Below are 19,339 nucleotides of genomic sequence, written 5' to 3' on the forward strand. Positions count from 1 at the left end.
GAGACAATATCAATCGTGTTATTTTTGTCTAGATCATCAATAAACTATATTAATTAGTTTATTGATGATCTCTCATGGTTCGTTCGAAGCTTAGAGTGCTTCAGGCTCAGTCCGCTCGCGCTTGGTGAGCAGCTTATTCAGGGCATGGATATAGGCACGAACAGCAGACACAACCGTATCGGCATCAGCACCCTGACCGTCTACGAGCTTGCCATTCTCTTGCAGACGAACCGTTGTACGTGCCTGAGCGTCTGTCCCTTCCGTGACGTTAGCCACCGAGAACAGCGCCAGTTCTGCTGAATGAGGGAATGCCTCACCGATGGCACGGAATGCCGCATCAACCGGGCCATTTCCACTGACAGCCGCATACTGGATGGCGCCATCAACGCTGATTTCCAGCTTGACCTGAGACTTCTGCTTGGTACCGGAAGCAACTTCCAGAGAAATCAGATGAACGCGCTCGTGGTCGCGGCTTTCGTCATCAACCAGTGCGCAGATATCGTCATCGAACACGACCTTTTTGCTGTCAGCTAGATCCTTAAACCGGGCAAAAGCAGCGTTCAGAGCCTCGTCTTCGAGCGGCGGGTAGCCCAGCTGTGCCAGCTTATCGCGGAATGCTGCGCGACCGGAATGCTTGCCCATCACCAGTGAGCTCTTATTCCAGCCCACGCTTTCCGGTGTCATGATCTCATAAGTAGCTGCATTCTTCAGAACACCGTCCTGATGAATACCACTTTCATGGGCGAAAGCGTTCCGGCCAACGATGGCCTTGTTCGGCTGCACGTCGAAGCCTGTGATCGTCGCCAGCATGCGGGACATGCCCAGCAGCTTCGGCGTCTCGATGCCGGTCACCTTGCCGTACTGGTCATGACGCGTCCGCAGCGCCATGACGATTTCTTCCAGCGCAGCATTACCAGCACGCTCACCGATGCCATTGATCGTGCATTCGATCTGACGCGCACCGCCTTCGACAGCAGCCAGCGTATTCGCAACGCCCAGACCCAGATCGTTATGGTTATGCGTAGAGAAAATCACCTGATCCGCCCCCGGAACACGCTCACGCAGCATGGTAAAGATGCGGCGCATTTCTTCAGGCGTTGCAAAGCCAACCGTGTCGGGAATGTTAATGGTGTTCGCACCATTTTTGATGGCGACTTCAACACAGCGGCACAGGAAGTCAGGGTCCGTACGGGAACCATCTTCGGCAGACCATTCCACGTCATCCGTGTACTGGCGTGCCTTCTGATTGCCAGAAGCAATGATGTCCAGAACCGTTTCAGGTTCCATCCGCAGCTTATACTTCATGTGCAGTGGAGATGTGGAAATAAAGTTATGAATACGGGAGCGTTCAGCACCCTTCAGAGCTTCGCCGCAGGACTCAATGTCGCGCTTGCCACCACTGCGAGCAAGACCGCAGATAACAGAGCCACGCACTTGCTCCGCAATGCTGCGAACACTCTCGAAGTCATCCTTGGATGCGACCGGAAAGCCAGCCTCAATAACGTCCACACCCAGAGCGCTCAACGCATGAGCCATGCGGAGCTTCTCTTCGAGGTTCATGGAGAAACCGGGGGACTGTTCACCGTCACGCAGCGTCGTATCAAAAATGATAACGCGGTCGTCGGAAATCGTACCGAAGGACGGATGTTGGAAAGTCATGTCTTGATCATCTCGCTGGTCAGGAAATTTTCTGGTCTGTCATCCCCTGAACGCAACGGAACGCTGCCCGCCTTGATGTGGCGTTCAGGGGCCGATAAGTCGAAGCGAGAGGATCGAAAGAAATGTCATGGGCACGGAAAATGTCCGATTCTTTCGTCATGCGCAACCCACATGACTAAAAACTCTGCCCTGCGTTCTTTCAGGGTCAACCTGTCATCACACCGGGGCGGGTTGAAAAGTACCGATCGACCGCAGTTTTCATAGCACTGGCAACCTGCGTGCGATGCACAGCCTGCCGTAACGCAGCCTCATCCAGCCGGTTGGACATGAAACCCATCTCCACCAGAACTGACGGTATTTCTGCGGACTTCAACACCACAAAAGCCGCATGGCGTGACGGATGCGTCAGCAGCCCTATGCGACTACGAAATGCGCCTACAACGCTTGATGCCATGTGCGCAGACCCACGCCGCGTTTCTTCAGAAACCAGGCTGGAAAGGATCTGCTGGACGTCGGGAGACATGCCATGAAATGCTGGGCCGCCAAACCGATCTGCACTATTCTCCCGCTGGGCCAGAGCCGCTGTTTGAGCATCCGACGCTCCGCTGGAAAGCGTATAGACACTCGCCCCGCGAACATCACGGTCATGCAGTGCATCGGCGTGCATAGAGATAAAAAGATGCGCCTGATGCTGCTGGGCCATTTCCACGCGCCCTTCCAGGGGAATGAAATGGTCCTCTGAACGGGTCATAGCCACGCGGTACTGTCCGGATGCCAGAAGCTGGCGCCGCAGTTCTGTCGCCGCAGCTTCGGCAATATGTTTCTCATACGTACCGGAAATACCGATTGCGCCAGGATCTTTCCCACCATGTCCGGGATCCAGCATGACCAGCGGTTTGGGTGGCGGCGCATTTCGGTGAACGGCCGGGGCCTGAAGCGGTTTGGCAGAGGGAGAATGCGCTGTCAGATGCTTAGTCCGGGCGCCGGCTCCCAAGGGAGCCACCGTGGAGAGGCAGGCAAGACCTTCCATTACCATGCGTCGCGTCAGCATCCGTTTACCCTGCGTCTTTTCGATCATCTTGACCTTCAATCATAACAGACACAGGACAATGTCTGAAACAAGGCAAAGCACCTTTTGGAGAGCCGTAAAAAGCCCTGCTTGCCAGCGGCCCTTCTTTAAGTCATCCTGTGCACCAAGGACCTGAAGAGAGCGGTCCGATCGTTTGTGGGCTTTTATCCTTTCCCCACAACGCTCCCGCCTCGATCGTCCGAGCCGCGACGCCCCATCGTTTGACATGTGCCGGACATTTTCTGCGCCATGTCCTGATCGGGCTGCTCCGGCAGAATTAGTTCAGTCCGGCACAGGCTCACAACCTGACCGGAGTGCGTTTTCATCCGGTACCAGACCACGGGCCGGACGTCTGTCAGGGGTCGAATGTCACGCGACGTGATCACAGCCAGGAGCCTAACCGAAACGGGACCAGATGCGTCCCGCGGTTTGGCATTCCGGCTGATCCGCCCCCTCCACCCCGTACAATCAGGTGTTCCCTCTGGCCCAAAGCGCCACACTGGAGCATCGTGGAGTTCAGTTTTCCATGACCAAGCGTATGCTTATCGACACCACACACGCGGAAGAAACGCGTGTTGTGGTCATGGACGGTGACCGCGTTGAAGATTACGACGTCGAGACATCATCCAGAAAACAGCTCAAGGGCAATATTTACCTTGCCAAGGTCATCCGCGTTGAGCCGAGCCTTCAGGCTGCTTTCGTAGAATACGGCGGAAACCGTCACGGCTTCCTCGCCTTCAGCGAAATTCACCCGGATTACTTCCAGATCCCCGTCGCAGATCGCGAGAAGCTTCTGGCCATCCAGGAAGAAGAAGTTGCGTCTGAACAACGCGCTGAACTTCCGGACAGTGAGGAAGAGCCCGCCTCTGACGAGACGGAAGAGAACGACAACCAGGATCGTCGCGCGCCAGAAACCGTTGGTGGCGAGCACGACACAGGTGAGGAAAGCGCGGCTTCGCGTCGTACGGCCCGCTTCCTACGCAACTACAAGATCCAGGAAGTCATCCGCCGCCGTCAGGTCCTGCTCGTTCAGGTCGTGAAGGAAGAGCGTGGCAACAAGGGCGCGGCCCTTACCACCTACGTCTCTCTCGCTGGCCGTTATTGCGTCCTGATGCCGAACGCCCTGCGTGGTGGTGGTGTCTCTCGCAAGATTACGTCTGACACGGATCGTCGCCGTCTGCGCGACATCATCGCAGAACTGAACCTGCCCAAGACGATGGCCATGATCGTCCGGACCGCAGGTGCAGGTCGTCCAGGACCGGAAATCGTTCGGGACTGTGAATACCTGCTTCAGCTTTGGGACGACATTCGCTCACACGCGCTGTCATCCGTTGCTCCAACGCTGGTTTATGAGGAAGCAAGCCTCATCAAGCGCGCCATTCGCGACCTGTTCTCCAAAGACATCGAAGACATCATGGTCGACGGTGAGTCTGCTTGGAGAAGTGCGCGCGAGTTCATGCGTCTGCTGATGCCGCACAACGCTGGCAAGGTGAAGCTCTGGCAGAACCGTGGACAGAGCCTCTTCGCGCGTTACAACGTCGAAGGGCATCTGGATGCGATGTTCTCCCCGACCGCACGCCTGAAGTCTGGTGGCTATCTGGTTATCAATCAGACGGAAGCACTTGTCGCCATCGACGTGAACTCCGGTAAATCCACATCACAGCGCAACATTGAGGAAACGGCACTCCGCACGAACCTTGAAGCTGCTGAAGAAGTTGCGCGCCAGCTGCGCCTGCGTGATCTGGCCGGCCTTGTCGTCATTGACTTTATCGACATGGAAAGCCGTCGCCATAACGCCCAGGTCGAGAAGCGCCTTAAGGAATCCCTGCGTACTGATCGCGCGCGCATTCAGGTCGGACATATCTCTCATTTCGGCCTGCTCGAAATGTCCCGCCAGCGCCTGCGTCCGTCCATCGCTGAGTCGCTACTGACGCCTTGCCCGCACTGTCAGGGCACTGGCTTCATTCGCGGTACGGAAAGCTCTGCTCTTCATGTGCTGCGTGCAATCGATGAAGAAGGCACCCGCCAGCGTGCCGCCGAGATCGATGTTCATATCGGATCGGACATTGCGCTTTACATTCTGAACAACAAGCGTGACTGGCTGTCGGACATTGAGCAGCGTCACCGCATGCGCGTGATCTTCCGCACGGAAGAAGATCTGCCCGCAGCAGACATGCGCATCGAGCGTATCCGTCCGCAGACGGCTGCACCGGCACCAGAGCCAGTACCGGCTCAGATTGCTGCACCTCACAACGTCCGCACGATCGAAATCATTGAGGACGAGGCGCCTGTCGTTCCTCAGGCGGCCGCTGCTGAAGCACAGGCTGAGCCTGCCCGGGGTGAAGACGTCGAAGTCAACACGGGTGACGAGGAAGAGGGCAACAACGGCAACCGTCGTCGTCGCCGTCGTCGCCGTCGTGGTCGTCGTGATCAGAATGGCGAGAACGAGACCGTTCAGGGCAATGCTGCCGAACCAAACGGCGAACAGCCTTCCGTCCACCGGTCTGACGATGAAACCGAAGAAGTCGGTCTTATCCCGGGTCGTCGCCGGACGCGCTTCAAGCGTGTTCAGAAGGAAGACGAAGTCGCAGCAGAAGCCCCGGTGCAGGAAAAGGTGTCCGTCCAGGAAGAAGCACCTAAGCCAGCACGCCACGCTCCGGTGCAGCAGCCTTCCCAGCGCCGCCGGGAAGAACGCCAGCCTGTTTCGCGGGGATATGCTGGCCCGACGCCGGCTGATCCGTTCGGTGGAAGCTTCGATATTTTCGATGTGATCGAACAGGCTGAAATGGAGCAGGCTTCCCGCCCGCTTCAGACATCTACAGCAACCCCTGCCCGCCTTTCTGTCGAGAGCGCTCCGGTAGTTGACGTTGTCGAGGCCGCTGCCGAGCCGATTGCTGCAGAACAGGAAAAACCAAAGCGCACCAGAGGCCGCCGCAGCAGCAAGGCTGTGAAGGCTGAAGCAGCGGCACCGGTAGTGGCAGAAGAAGTCGTCGTGGCTGCTCTGGCCGCTCCGACGGAAGAGGAAGCTCCGGCAAAGCCAAAGCGTCCACGCACCCGTCGCACGACCAAGGCTACAGAAGCCAAGGCAGACGACGTTGTTGTGGAAGCAATGGCTTCGGAGGCCTCAGCTCCTGTCGCCGAGGAAGAGGCAACCGCCAAGCCGAAGCGTGCTCGCGCCCGTCGCGCAACCAAGGCTGTCAAAGCCGACGATGCCACAGCAGATGATGGAAACACGTTACAGCCCATCAACATTGACGAGTTGCCACCGGTGACGCGTCGCATGGGCTGGTGGAAGCGGTAACACCTGCTTCTCATCCCAACAAAAAGCCGACCGGATATTTCCCGGTCGGCTTTTTTTATGCCCGGTTTACGCGTAACGCTTCAGGCAAGCTTCAAGGCTTGTGGAGCCCCGCACGGGGTCTGCGGGGCGGTCATAATGTTGATAAACAAAGAGCCCGGTCATGTTCGCATAAGACTGCGCGGCCTCTTTCGAGAAGCCATTTCCGCGATAGGCCTCATACCACCTCTCCTGAGGAATGACCTGCACTTGGATGGCGCGACCTAACAGTCTGGAAAGGACAGCAGCAACATCTGAAGGGGTGTAGCTCTCCGGCCCCTCAATATTGTGGATACCCCTCTCTTCGACGTCAGACATCAGTAACTGACCTGCCAGGCTTCCAACGTCTTCTGGAGCGACCATGGGAAACGCCTGTGTTGGCGGCAGAAATGTCTGTAGCACTCCTGTTGCTTTTGCAGCGCTTATCGCCGCCGCCCAGTTGCTTATGTAATAGGCCGCGCGGACAATACACACCGGAACGTTCAGGGCCTGCGCACCCTGTTCCAGCTCATACAAAACGCCGAGATCGCCACAGTGCTCACCAGGCTGCACGCCATAGGTGGATTGCACGACGACCTTTTCCAGAGCAACGCCCCGCAGTGCTTTCAAAATGGAGCATACGGTCTTGCGTTCTTCTACATCCGTATTGCCAGACACTGCCGCAGGGGGATTGAGAACGAATACGCGTTGCGCCCTCTGAAAAAGTGCCCTCAGAGTATCGGTATCATTCACATCCACTGCCGCATAATCTACGCCGGCGTGGCGTTGTTCAAAGGCCGCAACAACCTGCCGGGTTACTACCGTGACGTTATGCCCAGCCGTCACAACAGTTTGTGCGACAGCGCGGCCGACATGGCCTGTCCCGCCAAGAATGACATACATGCCTACATCCCCTGTATTGCCCAATGGCGTATGCCCCAGAACGGCATCAGCCTTCGCAAGGAGACCTCACGAAGGCTGATGAAAGCACACACGATGTTACTAAATGGCGTACCCTGTCAGGATTTTTTTACAAATTCAGACTTCAGGTTCATGGCCCCAATTCCCGCGATCTTACAGGCAATATTATGTCCGTCCGTCGCATCAACAAGACGAATGTTCTTGACCTTGGTGCCGCTTTTCACAACCAGCGAAGATCCTTTGACTTTCAGGTCCTTCACAACCGTAACGCTGTCACCATCTACAAGAACATTGCCATTGGCATCTTTGATTTCCGCAGATGCGTCGCCAGCGTCAGCCTGACCGCCCTCTTCCGGATTCCATTCATTGCCGCAGTCCGGACAGACCCACAGGGTCCCATCCGGATAAACATGCTCCGACCCACATTTGGGACATTTCAGCTCATCAGTCATATCAAACCTCACTCTTTCGTGAGATCCACTTTAAAGCACTGAAGATGATAGGGAAATGCGCCAGCTCAATCTGCCCGGAAAACTTTTACCGGCAGACGCTCTTATTGCCGTTTGCCGCAATGAACGTTCCCGTCAAAGGTTCAAAACACGCATTCTGCGGGCAGGACGATGTTGTGGTGGCTAAACCCTGCGCATAGAGCGCTGATCCTGCCAGATTGGCTTCACGCTGCGCTGTCCCGCAAAGCGGCGTATTTGACGGTGCAGACGGGTCATTCAGAAGCACCTTATGACCATCCGCCGGAGCTTCTTCGGCCAATCCCGGAGCAAAATCCTGCGGGGGAATCTTTTGGGCTGGAGCCTGCACGGCTGCATGAGAAGACGTGGCGGAAGGCTGCTCCGCACAAGCTGCCAGAAGAGGCAGGACAACAAGGCTCAACCAGAACGAACGCATGTGAACTCCGGATCACAAACCGGGCCACGCCCGGACACTTCACCATTAAAGACCCAGATCGGCCTGGGACGTAAGAAGGGTATCGAGTTTTGCCCCACGTTGGCCGTCAGCGAAAGACAGAACCACACGTCCGTTCAAAGGTTCCGCGTCGGAATGGGTCACGGGGCGCCCCTTGCTATCCTGGACGAGCACATATCCCCTGCTGAGGATCGCCCTCGGGGAGACCGCTTCCAGATGACTTCCCAACCCATCAAGACGCGCTTTCTGAAGCCTGAGGGCGCTATTGAGCGTTTCAGGAGACAGTCTCTGTCGTTCTACCCGAAGGTGGAACCGTTGGGACGCGCGTTGCCATGCCGTGACAAGAGCGGTCTCTGACGCACGAAGAGCGCTCTGTCGCCGTTCAATCATTAAACGTGGTGACGGAAGCTGCCTTGAGGGCGCAGTCAGGGCGGCCCTCGCCCGGCTGACAATCAGTTCCGGCGACGGCAGTTGCCGTACTGGAGCATCCAGGCGGCTTCTTGCGCGCATGACAAAGGCTGGAAGAGCAAGATCAAGGCGCTGGCTCCGGTCATCCAACCGCATGCGTGCAGTCTCAAGAAGAGACGGCAGATCTGGCAGTCGCGATGTAGCCTGCTCCAGCCTTGCCCGGGATGTCTGCATGATGCGGCTCAAACCACCTGCCAGACGAGCCGTCCGATGTGCCAGATCTGCGACCAGTTCAGAGCGCAAGGGCACGGCCATTTCTGCCGCAGCCGTTGGCGTCGGTGCACGGCGGTCTGAGACAAGATCGATCAGTGTAGTGTCTGTCTCGTGACCAACAGCAGAAATAACCGGGATGGGACAGGCTGCAACGGCACGCAAAACACGCTCATCATTGAAGGCCATAAGATCTTCAAGAGAGCCACCACCACGGGCCACAATCAGAACATCCGGGCGACGAGACCTCTGTGCCATACCGTCAATGGCCGCAGCGATCTGGGCCGCAGCCCCCTCTCCCTGTACGGCAACAGGCCACAACAACACATCCCGGGGAAAGCGACGTTCAATGGTCGTACGAATATCATGAAGAACCGCCCCGGACCGTGAGGTCACGACACCGACAAGCGATGGCAGAAACGGAATGGGCTTCTTGCGATCGGCTTCGAACAGTCCCTCATCCAGCAGTTTGCGACGCAGGCGCTCGATATTGGCGAGCAGAGCCCCCTCGCCTGCGAATTCCATCCGATCAATGATGAGCTGATAACTGGAGCGCTCGCCGTAGGACGAGACCTTCCCCGTCGCGATGACTTCATTACCGTTCTCGGGCGCCATACCCAGACGCGACACCGTTCCACGCCAGATGACGCCGGAGATCTTTCCACCCTCATCTTTCAGGGACAGATAGATATGCCCCGACGGGTAACGCTTGAGTTCCGTCACCTCACCACGCACACGAACACGCCCGAATCCGGTCTCAAGCGTGCGCTTGATGGCTCCGGAAATCTCGGAAACTGAATATTGCGGCACATTCCCGCGTGCAGACGCGGCATCACTCTCCATCATGGCGCCAGTCTATGCTACGCACGCCGTCAGACGAAGCCCTGATCTCAGGGACCCGCAGATGAAAAGGGAGAGCGGAATGCGCGTTTTGCTGGTCGGTTCCGGAGGGCGCGAACACGCCCTGGCAACATGTCTGGCGCGCTCGCCCAGTCTTTCGGCCCTTTATGCGGCGCCTGGCAATCCCGGCATGACGTCTTTGGCCACCTTGGTTCCCCTCAAGGTTGATGACGTCTCTGGTCTTGTTGCCTTCGCAAAAGAGCAGAAAATTGATCTGATCGTCCCCGGACCTGAAGCCCCTTTGGTCGCAGGCCTTGCTGATGCCTGTGCGGACGCTGGCATTCCATGTGCTGGCCCGACCAGGGCGGCAGCTCTGCTGGAGGGTAGCAAAGCCTTCACCAAAGAAGTGGCAGACGCAGCAGCCATTCCAACTGCAAAATGGGAGCGCTTTGAAGAAGAGGCTCCTGCCCTTGAATTTGTGCGTCGACGCGGCGCACCGATCGTGGTGAAAGCCGATGGACTAGCCGCCGGTAAAGGCGTCGTCGTAGCGTTGAGCGTAGACGAGGCAGAGGATGCCATTCGCAAGCTGGGCATGCCGCTTGTGATTGAAGAATGCCTTGTGGGCGAAGAGGTCTCCCTTTTCGCATTCTGCTCGGACGAAAAGGCCGTTCTGATCGGTGCAGCCCGCGACCACAAGCGTCTGGGCGATGGTGATACGGGGCCAAACACCGGCGGTATGGGTGCCATTTCCCCACCACCCGGCTTTGATCGCGCGGCTCAGGAAAAGGCGCTGGACCTCAGCGTGCGCCCGATGCTGGCGGAAATGGTGCGTCGCGGGACGCCTTTCCGTGGCGTGATTTTCGCTGGCCTGATGCTGACGAATGAAGGCCCAAAGCTGATTGAATACAATGTCCGCTTTGGTGATCCGGAAGCGCAGGCACTCCTGATCCGCCTCAAGTCAGACCTGCTTCCTATTCTTGCAGCTCTCGCAGACGGCAATCTCGATCATGCCGCTGCCGACTTCTCCGACGAAGCGTCTATCTCACTGGTGCTGGCTGCTAATGGCTACCCGGATGCCGCGAAAAAGGGCGGTCGCATTTCGGGCATCGAACGCGCCGAAGCCGTCCCGGGCGTTTCGGTTTTCCATGCTGGGACAAAGCTGGTCGATGGCGTTCTTGTCGCGGATGGTGGACGTGTTCTGACAGTCTGCGCCAAGGCAACAATGCCTGAAGATGCACGTCGTCTTGCTTATGAAGGCGCGTCAGCCATTCAGTGGGAAGACAAGATTTTCCGTACAGATATTGGCCTGTAAAAATATACTTGAGGTGTGAAGTGATCCCTGCCTAAACCTTCACTTCACACCGGTTTCAATCTGACCAGTCTTCTGTGTGACGGCTGTATGCCCGGCATGGTTTTCATCAAAATGGAAATGCAGTGTCGGACGAGACGTGTTTTCTGTTTCGGGAAGAAAAACCGCCTGACCAGCGTCCCTGTCCAGCAAAACAGCCGCTTTCCTGAAAACATCGCCTCCCAGTGCTGCAATCGAAATATCAGACTGGAACAGCACGTTCATGGGCCCAGGGTTATACCCGCCAATATTCAGCCCATTAAGAACATACTGGTGCCCGACTGATATCCCGACATACTGGGTGGTCACGATCGGCTCATGCCGAATGTCATTCGATGTCAGGTTCAGGGCGTCTTCCCAGGATGTCGGTAAAACCGTTTCTGATAAATCCGGGTCAAGAACCATATCCTGAGACGTTGCATTGGCGCGAACAGCAATTAGTGCTCCACGACGGAGTTGCACAACATGTGCCTGAGCCCCCATGAGACGATGCGCCGCATCCTTGCAGGCCTTGTCTGTTCGAAACTTCAGAAACGCCAGCTTGCCATTAGGCACGTCAAAAAGAATATCAGTTTCGGAAAAGATTTCGTTCCCTAACCCCAGCATTCCAACGAGGGGCCGACCATCGACAAGGTGCTCAGCCTGACCGTCCAGAAGATTGGCCCGCATCGCTCCCAGATCCATTGGTCCGATCTGCACATCATCGATGAGTGTTCGGGAGGTTAACGTCACCGCACCATTCTGGGCTTTCAAGGGCATGTCGGCTCCAAGCGGGAACCAGAGCTTTCCGGCATTATGAACCATAACGCGCCCGAACATGGGACTGACATACATGGCCGCGTTAATACCGTTTGCTTGGACGGGAATGATAGGCGCATCTCCCGAGCCGCCCAGCAAAGGCAAAACAACTGCAGCCTTGATGCAGTTTTCGGGAGAGTCCAGAACGTCATGCGCCCGTACTTCCCCAAAACAAGAACTTACAAGACCAGCGACCATGAGGCACGCGAGCAAAATTCTCATAAATTTTCTTCTTACAAACTACACAGTAAGGAGAAGACACCACCAAAAACTATCTGTACAATATTATTCGTCTTTTGATCTCTATTTCACCCAAACATGAGAAAACAGCATGTGGCTCAAAAGCGTCGAGTAATAATTTCCCAGCCTTTTTGACACGAAATCAATAGTCTTCATCTGAATCATCGGAGCACCCGGCATCTGCCGCATGATCTCATGCCCCGCCACCTGCCAGATGGGCGCGGCTTTGGCTGGATCGGTCTGCGCCTTGGCCTGCTCGAACAGACTCTGAACGTGCTGGTCACAGAAGCCGGTAAAGTTTGGGGAAATGGCAGAATTCGGATGATAGTTATCACACCCGAACAAATCATCCAGAAAGGTTGAGGCGGACGGATAATCGGCAAACCAGTAAGCCAGAGCGATCTGCACATGGTTAGCCGTATTCTGCTCGTAAGAATCTGCCAGACCAGCCGTGATCGGGCGTAGCTGCGCTTTCAAGCCAATCTGCTGAAGCACATTCCGCAGATACGTCCCCATGCCCAGTTCGATAGCGCGGTTGGGCACAACCAGCGTGACCGCCTGCCCTTCCGCACCAGCCTCCCGAACCAGTCGCCGAGCCTCGTCCAGATTTTGCGGGCAGGACAACCCAAGGTCCGCGCCGGGAATACCATGCGGCACCATCTGGCAAAGCGGTTCAGAAATGGCACTGCCACCGAACAAAATGGTCATGGCATGCCGGTTCACAGCCATACTGACAGCCTGACGCACCCGCTGATCTGTAAACGGCTTTTCATGCACATTCATGGCCAGATAATACAGCCCCAGCAGCGGCTCGATATGAACCTGCGAGGTGTATTTCGCGCCGAGTTCACCCAATCGGTCAGAGGGCTTGGCATCGAGCATCCAGTCATATTGACCCTGCTCGACCGCAGTAATCTGCGCCTCGTCAGAGAGGCCAAAATTATACTCGATCCGGTCAGCAAACCCGTCTGTCTGGGCCTGCGGGTTCCAGACATGAAAGTAAGAGTTTCGTTCCAGCACAATGCCATGCTCGGGATCGTAATGCGTGATCCGATAAGGCCCTGTGCCCGGCACGGTCTCATTCCCCACATCGTGCACAGACACTGACGCAGGCAGAATAACTGCGTGAGGGAACGCAAGCTTGTAGAGAAACTCTCCATCCGGATGAGCCAGATGAAACACGATCGTTCCATCTGGGCGCCCTTCCACACCCGGCAACGTGCAGTGATCCGGCGCATCCAGGCATTCTTTCGCCCCGACAATCCCGCCGTAAAATGAGGCCGCCGTCGGGCTACCAACCCTATAGATCCGACGAAAAGACGCCACGACGTCTTCAACACGAACCGGCGACCCATTCGAAAACTTCAGACCGGACCGTAAATGAAGTGTCCATGTCAGCCCATCAGGGCTGATAGTCGGCATGGCATCCGCAAGATCGGGAACGACCTCCAGCCCGGTGGGGCCACGCGCCTCTCTAAACGTCAGCAGGGGATCGTACATATTGACGAACACCTGCATGTACTGCGTGCCGTAATTAACCTGCGGGTCCAACGTCCCGCCGGGACCATCAGCGGTGAGCCGAAGCGTTCCACCTCTATGCGGGCTGTCCAGCGTCTGCCCATCCCAGTCAGGAGGTGTTTGCTCCTGAGCAAACGCCGTCCCGGCCACGCCAAGTGAAAGAGCGAGGAGAAAGGCCGGGACACGCATTGCCATTTAGCGCTTTGACAGCTGACGAAGGCGGGCAATCAACGCATCCGCATCGCCAGTCGCATCGATCGTGCCAGCATACCGGGCGCTTGGATCCATGATAACGATCCGCGGGGCCGGAACGTAATGGTCACCCTCTTTCTGATCCGGAGCATGATACTCAGCCGTCATGGCCTTGATCATATTCGGCGTACCCGTGAACGGCATCACATGGGGAGCGACCGGAATGACATAGTTTCTGAGGGCTTCGTTTTCATCAAACGGGTCCAGAGACACCGCGAGCGGAGACACACGGACGCCTTGTGCGTGAAGGGCCTGATACGCCTGCTCCATGCTTTTCAGCACCGGCTGGCAGCGATCTTCCGGGCAGTTGGTGTCAAAGAACCACACCAGAACCCAGGTCCCGTGGAAGTCTCCTTCCGTGACCGTGCTTTCTCCAAGGGAATCAAGACGGAAGCTACCGCCCACTTCATTTCCGTTAGACTGTACCAGCAGCCCCGGTCCACCGTGAGAGGCCAACTGGAAGCCGACCCCGGCCAGAACTGCCGCAACTGCCAGCACCCCCCAGATGATGCGATTGCTGATCCGCTTGCGGCGTTCGTGTTGGGTTTCCATGGTCGTTCAGTCTCTCAGTGTGCGTCAGCCCAGCTCGGGCCAATACCGGTTTCAACCTCAAGTGCCACATCCAGCTTGGCAGCACTTCCCATTTCCTGACGGACGAAATCCGCCAATGCCTGCGCATCCTGCTCCTGAACTTCGAAGAGCAGTTCGTCATGCACCTGAAGCAGCATCTGCGCTTTCAGGCCCGTCTCAGGCAGCTTTCTCGCCAGACTCACCATGGCGCGCTTGATGATGTCAGCGGCTCCGCCCTGAAGCGGCGCATTGATCGCCTGACGCTCAGCATAAGACCGGCGAGCGCCGTTCTTGTCCTTGATGCCGGGCACATAACAGCGGCGACCAAACGGCGTCAGAACGTAGCCATGCTCTTTCGCCTCTTCCTTGGTGCGCTCCATGTAGGCGCGGATACCGGGATAGCGAGCAAAATACGCATCAATGTAAGAGCGTGCTTCACCCGGCGAAATCTGAAGTTGGCGCCCCAGACCGAACGCTGAAATACCGTAAATAATGCCGAAGTTGATGGCCTTGGCCCGGCGACGGGTTAGCGGGTCCATGCCTTCAATGGGAATACCGAACACTTCGGAGGCTGTGCGGGCATGAATGTCCTGCCCAAGATGGAACGCCTCCAGCAAAGGCTCGATCTTCGCCACATGGGCCAGAAGTCGCAGTTCGATCTGGCTGTAATCCGCAGACACCAAAACATGCCCCGGAGCCGCCACGAAGGCCTTACGGATCAGCGCGCCTTCTTCCGTACGGATCGGAATGTTCTGAAGGTTCGGCTCATTGGAAGACAAACGCCCAGTGGTCGTAATGGCCATCTGAAAGGACGTGTGAACGCGCTGCGTTCCCTGATCCATCTGCTCGACCAGCGCATCGGCATAAGTCGATTTCAGCTTGGCCAACTGACGCCAGGACAGGATTTTCTGCGGCAGATCATGCCCCTGCTCCGCCAGTCCCTCAAGGACAGAAGAGTCCGTGCCCCAAGAGCCGCTCTTGGTGCGTTTCCCGCCCGGAAGCTCCATTTCGTCGAACAGGATCTCACCAAGCTGCTTGGGCGACCCAACATTAAAACTGCGCCCAACCTGTTCGTGAATATCCTTCTCGATCACCGCCATACGCGTTTCAAAATCGGCCGACATGCGCCGCAGTTCAACGGCATCCACCTTGATCCCGACGTCTTCCATATCCGTCAGGACTTCAATCAGAGGCCGCTCGATTTCTTCATAGAGGGCCAGCGACTGACGAATACGTAACTGCGGACGCAGAACCTGCCACAGCCGCAGCGTGACATCGGCATCTTCCGCCGCATACGCTGTCGCCTGATCCAGCGGCACTTCAGCGAACGGAATGCGCTTACGCCCCGTTCCCGTTACAGAATCATAAGTGATCGGCGTATGCCCCAGATGAAGCTGGGAGAGCTCATCCATACCCTGCCCGTGCTCACCCGCAGACTGCGCATAGGAAATGAGCATCGTATCGTCGATCGGCGTTATTTCAGACAGACCGGCCTTACGGAACACCGTCAGATCATATTTCGCGTTCTGGAAGATTTTCAGAACAGACGCATCCCGCATCAGCGGGGCAAGACGCTCCAGCGTTGCAGCACGATCAAGCTGCCGATCTGTCGGCTGATCGTCCGGACCATCCTGCAACAGATCCCGCTTGCCTTCATGCAGGAATGGCACATAACAGGCCTTTCCCGGCGCAACAGAGAGCGACAGCCCGACCATATTGGCCTGACGCGCATTGAGGCTGTCCGTCTCTGTATCAACAGCGACGGCCCCAGCCGTTCGCGCCTCGGCAATCCACCGATCCAGCGTCTCGAAATCCGTAACCGTTTCATACGGTCCATAAGACGCTTCAGAGAGCGTCACGGTCGGTGCTTCACCCTCCGCTGGCGCTGCCTTGGGACGAGACGTGGGCCTTGGCTTTGCCGCCAACCCCAAACCCATACGCTGGATCGTGGAATGGAATCCCATCGTGTCGAGCCAGTCCCGGAGCGTTTCCTGAACTGGCTCACGGCACCCCAGTTCATCAATCGGCTGAGGGAGCGGCACGTCATCCGCCAGCAGAACCAGCTTGCGAGACATCCGGGCGGCATCTGCAAATTCAATCAGGTTCTGGCGGCGCTTGGAGGCTTTCATGCCCTCCGCAGCATCCAGAACCTTTTCCAGCGTGCCATATTCATTAATGAGCTGGGCTGCGCCCTTCGCGCCGATGCCCGGCACACCCGGCACGTTATCGGTAGAATCCCCCATCAGGGCCTGAACATCGACAACCTGATCTGGCCGCACACCAAACTTGGCCTCAACCTCAGCTTCCCGAATCGGCTTCTGCTTCATCGGGTCCATCAGTTCGACACCAGGGCAGATCAACTGCATCAGATCCTTGTCCGATGAGATGATCGTGCAGCGTCCACCCTGCGCCACAACAGCCTTGGCGTAGCTCGCAATCAGATCGTCTGCTTCCCAGCCAGCCAGTTCAATCGACGGCACATTGAACGCCGCTGTCGCATCCCGGATCAGACCAAACTGCGGGCGCAGGTCTTCTGGCGGCTCAGGGCGATGCGCCTTGTATTGAGGATAAATCTCGTTGCGGAACGTCTGACGACCAGCATCGAAAATGACGGCCAGATGCGTGCCAACATGATCGCGCAGCAGGCGCGTCAGCATATTCGTGAAGCCATAAACCGCATTGACCGGCACACCATCCGGACTACTCATAGGCGGGAGGGCATGGAAAGCACGGAAAATGAACCCAGACCCGTCAACCAGAACCAGATGAGGCGTTTCAGACGGCACGAATATCTCCCTTCTCGCCCGGAAGGGCCGGACGTTCTAAAATCTTCGCGATGATAGGCTCATTCCCATCCGTTTCAAACCGCCTGTGGCGTCTTTCCTGCACCGTGGCCTGCTTTACGGCCTGCACGCTGTTTCTTGGTGCCTGCACGCACCGGCCAATGCCCGACCTGCATCCGACAGCGAAAGAAACAGCCCTCATCCCTCCCGATGTGACGCTCAGCATGTCCGACGGCGCTCGCATTCCTTTAAGAATTTATCCCGCAATACACCCATTGAAGGCCGTTGTTCTGGCCCTTCATGGCTTTGGAGACAGCCGGGATGCGTGGGAATTCTTTGCACCGCCCCTGAGCGCGGCCGGCATCGAAATCGTCGCCCCAGATCAGCGCGGGTTCGGCGCCACACAGGACGCAGGTGGCTGGAGCAGCACGGCGCGCATGATTCAGGACACGCGGGAAGAGCTTGCGTGGCTCCGCAGGCGTTACCCCGGCGTGCCTCTCTATGTCATGGGCGAGAGCATGGGGGGAGCCGTCGCCCTGCTCCTTGCGACCGAGCCGCCACCAGAACTGTCCGGAACCATTCTTCTCGCACCAGCCATCATGAAACTCGGTGAGCCCTGGCAGACCGTTCTGGATGGCCTCGATACAGTCGCGCCCCACTGGAAACTGGATGGATCAGCCGTCCCCGGAGAGCGCGTTGCGAGCGATAATATCCGTGCCCTGCGACGCATGTATTTCGACCCGCTGACCCAGCATAGTTCGACCATTCATCCACTTTTTGGCCTGACCCACCTCATGACCACCGCCTTCGATGCCGCATCACGAGTCAGGACACCCATGCTTATGATTTTCGGTGGTCGGGACCAGTTCGTTCTTCCGCCTTACACAGCACGTCTGTTGCAACGCCTTCCCGGCTCAGTACGACTGGACGAATTTCCGACGGCCCACCACCTGATGAGCCGGGATAAACGGATGACAGCACAGGACGTCACCTCATGGATTTTGACGCCCGAAAGCGCCCTCCCATCTGGCGGAGACGTGGCGGCAGCTCTCTGGAAAGCCACCGCGCAACCGTAAACAAACAAAATTCTACTAAGGGCTTGGCAAGCCTATCCTGAACCGTCTATTGGAAACCCGACGGACCCGTAGCTCAGCTGGATAGAGCGTTGCCCTCCGAAGGCAAAGGTCACGCGTTCGAATCGCGTCGGGTCCACCATCAATCTCAAAAATCGCTATTTTCAGCCGAGTGAGTTTTCCTTACAGGAACAACGCGCTGCGTTCTTAATGGAACATGCTCCAAAGACCATAACGAGGCCTGCCCAGCATCATCCTGGACAGGCCTCGAAAAGGTTCAAGCCGCAGTGCGGGCCGTAACACCCAGACGGAAGCCTTCTTTCTTCAGTGCCTGAATGGATGCCTCAGAGTACTTGGCAACCAGCGGCGTTACGTTACCCGGTGCGCACCAGAAGCCCAGCGTCACGGCGACATTGGCCGGACGAGGCAGAAACGAAACGGATGGCGCGGGCGTTTTGAGAACCAGAGCGTCATTTTCAAACAGCCCCAGAAGCAGTGCACGAGCCTTGTCGATATCGTCGTTGTAATCAATCAGCAGACTGACCGACGCCAGAAGCCGCTCTGACTGGGAGCTGTTAATGACAACATTGTTCGAGAGCGTCCCGTTCGGCACATAGACGATGTCATTGCTGGCATCCTGCAGCACGGTGCGGAACATCTCGATCGAAACAACCGTTCCGGTATTACCCGCTGCGGTAATGGAATCACCGACCTTGAACGGACGGAACAGCAGGATCAGCACGCCACCCGCAAAGTTGGCAAGACTGCCCTGAAGCGCCATGCCAACAGCCAGGCCGGCCGCGCCCAGAACCGCGACGAAAGACGTCGTTGCAATGCCAACCATCGAAGCAACGCTGATCAGCAGAAGCGCCTTCAGCAGCAGCCCGACGACACTGAGCAGAAAGCCCCGGAGGGTCGGCTCAATGTTGCTGGCAGCCATCATGCGGCCCATGCCACGCGTGATCATGTTGATGATGGACCAGCCCACCAACAGCACGATAATCGCCAGAACAAGCTGCCCGACGTAACTCAGAAGAGTGGGAAGCCAGCCATAAAACTGTCCCCACAATGTATTAACGTGATTTTCCATGACCCCCTCTGTCGCTCGTTCAGTTGGCACAGTCGTGCCTACAGATAGGACACAGGGTAGTGGGCTTCCATGGGCGGCTTCAAGTCTGGCTTGAAAAGTTGGTTGCCTCTTGGTTCACAAATCATCCGACGCAGAAGGTGGCCGCAGGCAAAGGACAGGAATTCCCATCACGTTCGAGCGAGAGGCGCGTCTGTAGCCCTATGTCACGGTTCCAGAGAGCATGACGAACGTTGAGGTCTCTGTACGACAACATTTCGTCGTGC

At 57.0% G+C, this 19,339-nt stretch carries 14 protein-coding genes and 1 tRNA gene; 4 read left to right on the forward strand and 11 right to left on the reverse strand.

Features of this window, described 5'->3' with window-relative positions; translation table 11 throughout:
* Window positions 1-90: 90 nt before the first annotated feature.
* Both ABF979_RS01150 and ABF979_RS01155 read right to left on the reverse strand, forming a co-directional pair.
* Window positions 91-1,659, reverse strand: a complete 1,569-nt coding sequence (locus ABF979_RS01150) for a 2-isopropylmalate synthase (RefSeq protein WP_215748925.1) — start codon at window positions 1,657-1,659, stop codon at window positions 91-93.
* 205 nt (window positions 1,660-1,864) lie between these two features.
* Complete coding sequence (locus ABF979_RS01155) at window positions 1,865-2,710, reverse strand: N-acetylmuramoyl-L-alanine amidase family protein (RefSeq protein WP_252347279.1); 846 nt, start codon at window positions 2,708-2,710, stop codon at window positions 1,865-1,867.
* A gap of 544 nt (window positions 2,711-3,254) precedes the next feature.
* Between ABF979_RS01155 and ABF979_RS01160 the strand changes: the two genes are divergently transcribed.
* Window positions 3,255-6,029 (forward strand): Rne/Rng family ribonuclease, encoded by a 2,775-nt coding sequence (locus ABF979_RS01160; protein WP_415557404.1) that lies wholly within the window; start codon window positions 3,255-3,257, stop codon window positions 6,027-6,029.
* A 66-nt stretch (window positions 6,030-6,095) separates the two neighbouring features.
* Here ABF979_RS01160 and ABF979_RS01165 read toward each other — a convergent pair whose 3' ends face one another.
* From ABF979_RS01165 to xseA, 4 genes are all read right to left on the reverse strand, one after another.
* Window positions 6,096-6,947, reverse strand: coding sequence for an NmrA family NAD(P)-binding protein (locus ABF979_RS01165; protein ID WP_415557405.1), 852 nt, complete (start codon window positions 6,945-6,947; stop codon window positions 6,096-6,098).
* Between the two features lie 116 nt (window positions 6,948-7,063).
* A complete protein-coding gene (locus tag ABF979_RS01170; RefSeq protein ID WP_046899740.1) occupies window positions 7,064-7,417 on the reverse strand; it encodes a zinc ribbon domain-containing protein YjdM in 354 nt (117 codons plus the stop codon).
* Between the two features lie 85 nt (window positions 7,418-7,502).
* A complete protein-coding gene (locus tag ABF979_RS01175; RefSeq protein WP_215748930.1) occupies window positions 7,503-7,868 on the reverse strand; it encodes a hypothetical protein in 366 nt (121 codons plus the stop codon).
* 45 nt (window positions 7,869-7,913) lie between these two features.
* A complete protein-coding gene (gene xseA / locus ABF979_RS01180; RefSeq protein ID WP_415557407.1) occupies window positions 7,914-9,410 on the reverse strand; it encodes an exodeoxyribonuclease VII large subunit in 1,497 nt (498 codons plus the stop codon).
* A gap of 76 nt (window positions 9,411-9,486) precedes the next feature.
* Here xseA and purD point away from each other — a divergent pair, with 76 nt between their 5' ends.
* Complete coding sequence (purD, locus tag ABF979_RS01185) at window positions 9,487-10,716, forward strand: phosphoribosylamine--glycine ligase (RefSeq protein ID WP_415557408.1); 1,230 nt, start codon at window positions 9,487-9,489, stop codon at window positions 10,714-10,716.
* A 39-nt stretch (window positions 10,717-10,755) separates the two neighbouring features.
* Here purD and ABF979_RS01190 read toward each other — a convergent pair whose 3' ends face one another.
* The 4 genes from ABF979_RS01190 to polA form a co-directional block, all read right to left on the reverse strand.
* A complete protein-coding gene (locus tag ABF979_RS01190) occupies window positions 10,756-11,772 on the reverse strand; it encodes a hypothetical protein (RefSeq protein WP_415557409.1) in 1,017 nt (338 codons plus the stop codon).
* A gap of 81 nt (window positions 11,773-11,853) precedes the next feature.
* Window positions 11,854-13,503: an ABC transporter substrate-binding protein gene (locus tag ABF979_RS01195; protein ID WP_415557410.1), complete on the reverse strand. Its 1,650-nt coding sequence runs from the start codon at window positions 13,501-13,503 to the stop codon at window positions 11,854-11,856.
* A complete protein-coding gene (locus tag ABF979_RS01200) occupies window positions 13,504-14,112 on the reverse strand; it encodes an SCO family protein (protein WP_064273936.1) in 609 nt (202 codons plus the stop codon).
* Between the two features lie 14 nt (window positions 14,113-14,126).
* Window positions 14,127-16,916, reverse strand: a complete 2,790-nt coding sequence (gene polA, locus ABF979_RS01205) for a DNA polymerase I (protein ID WP_415557411.1) — start codon at window positions 16,914-16,916, stop codon at window positions 14,127-14,129.
* 50 nt (window positions 16,917-16,966) lie between these two features.
* Here polA and ABF979_RS01210 point away from each other — a divergent pair, with 50 nt between their 5' ends.
* The gene (locus ABF979_RS01210; RefSeq protein WP_415557412.1) at window positions 16,967-17,989 is read left to right on the forward strand and encodes an alpha/beta hydrolase; all 1,023 of its coding nucleotides are present in this window, start codon (window positions 16,967-16,969) and stop codon (window positions 17,987-17,989) included.
* A gap of 62 nt (window positions 17,990-18,051) precedes the next feature.
* Window positions 18,052-18,128, forward strand: a tRNA-Arg gene (locus ABF979_RS01215).
* A gap of 135 nt (window positions 18,129-18,263) precedes the next feature.
* On the opposite strand, the gene ABF979_RS01220 is transcribed toward ABF979_RS01215, so the two are convergent.
* Entirely contained in the window at window positions 18,264-19,076 is an 813-nt protein-coding gene (locus tag ABF979_RS01220) for a mechanosensitive ion channel family protein (protein ID WP_211500028.1), read from the reverse strand.
* Window positions 19,077-19,339 lie beyond the last annotated feature (263 nt).

Source organism: Gluconobacter sp. (genome assembly GCF_047723935.1).
In the GTDB taxonomy this organism is placed as follows: Bacteria; Pseudomonadota; Alphaproteobacteria; order Acetobacterales; family Acetobacteraceae; genus Gluconobacter.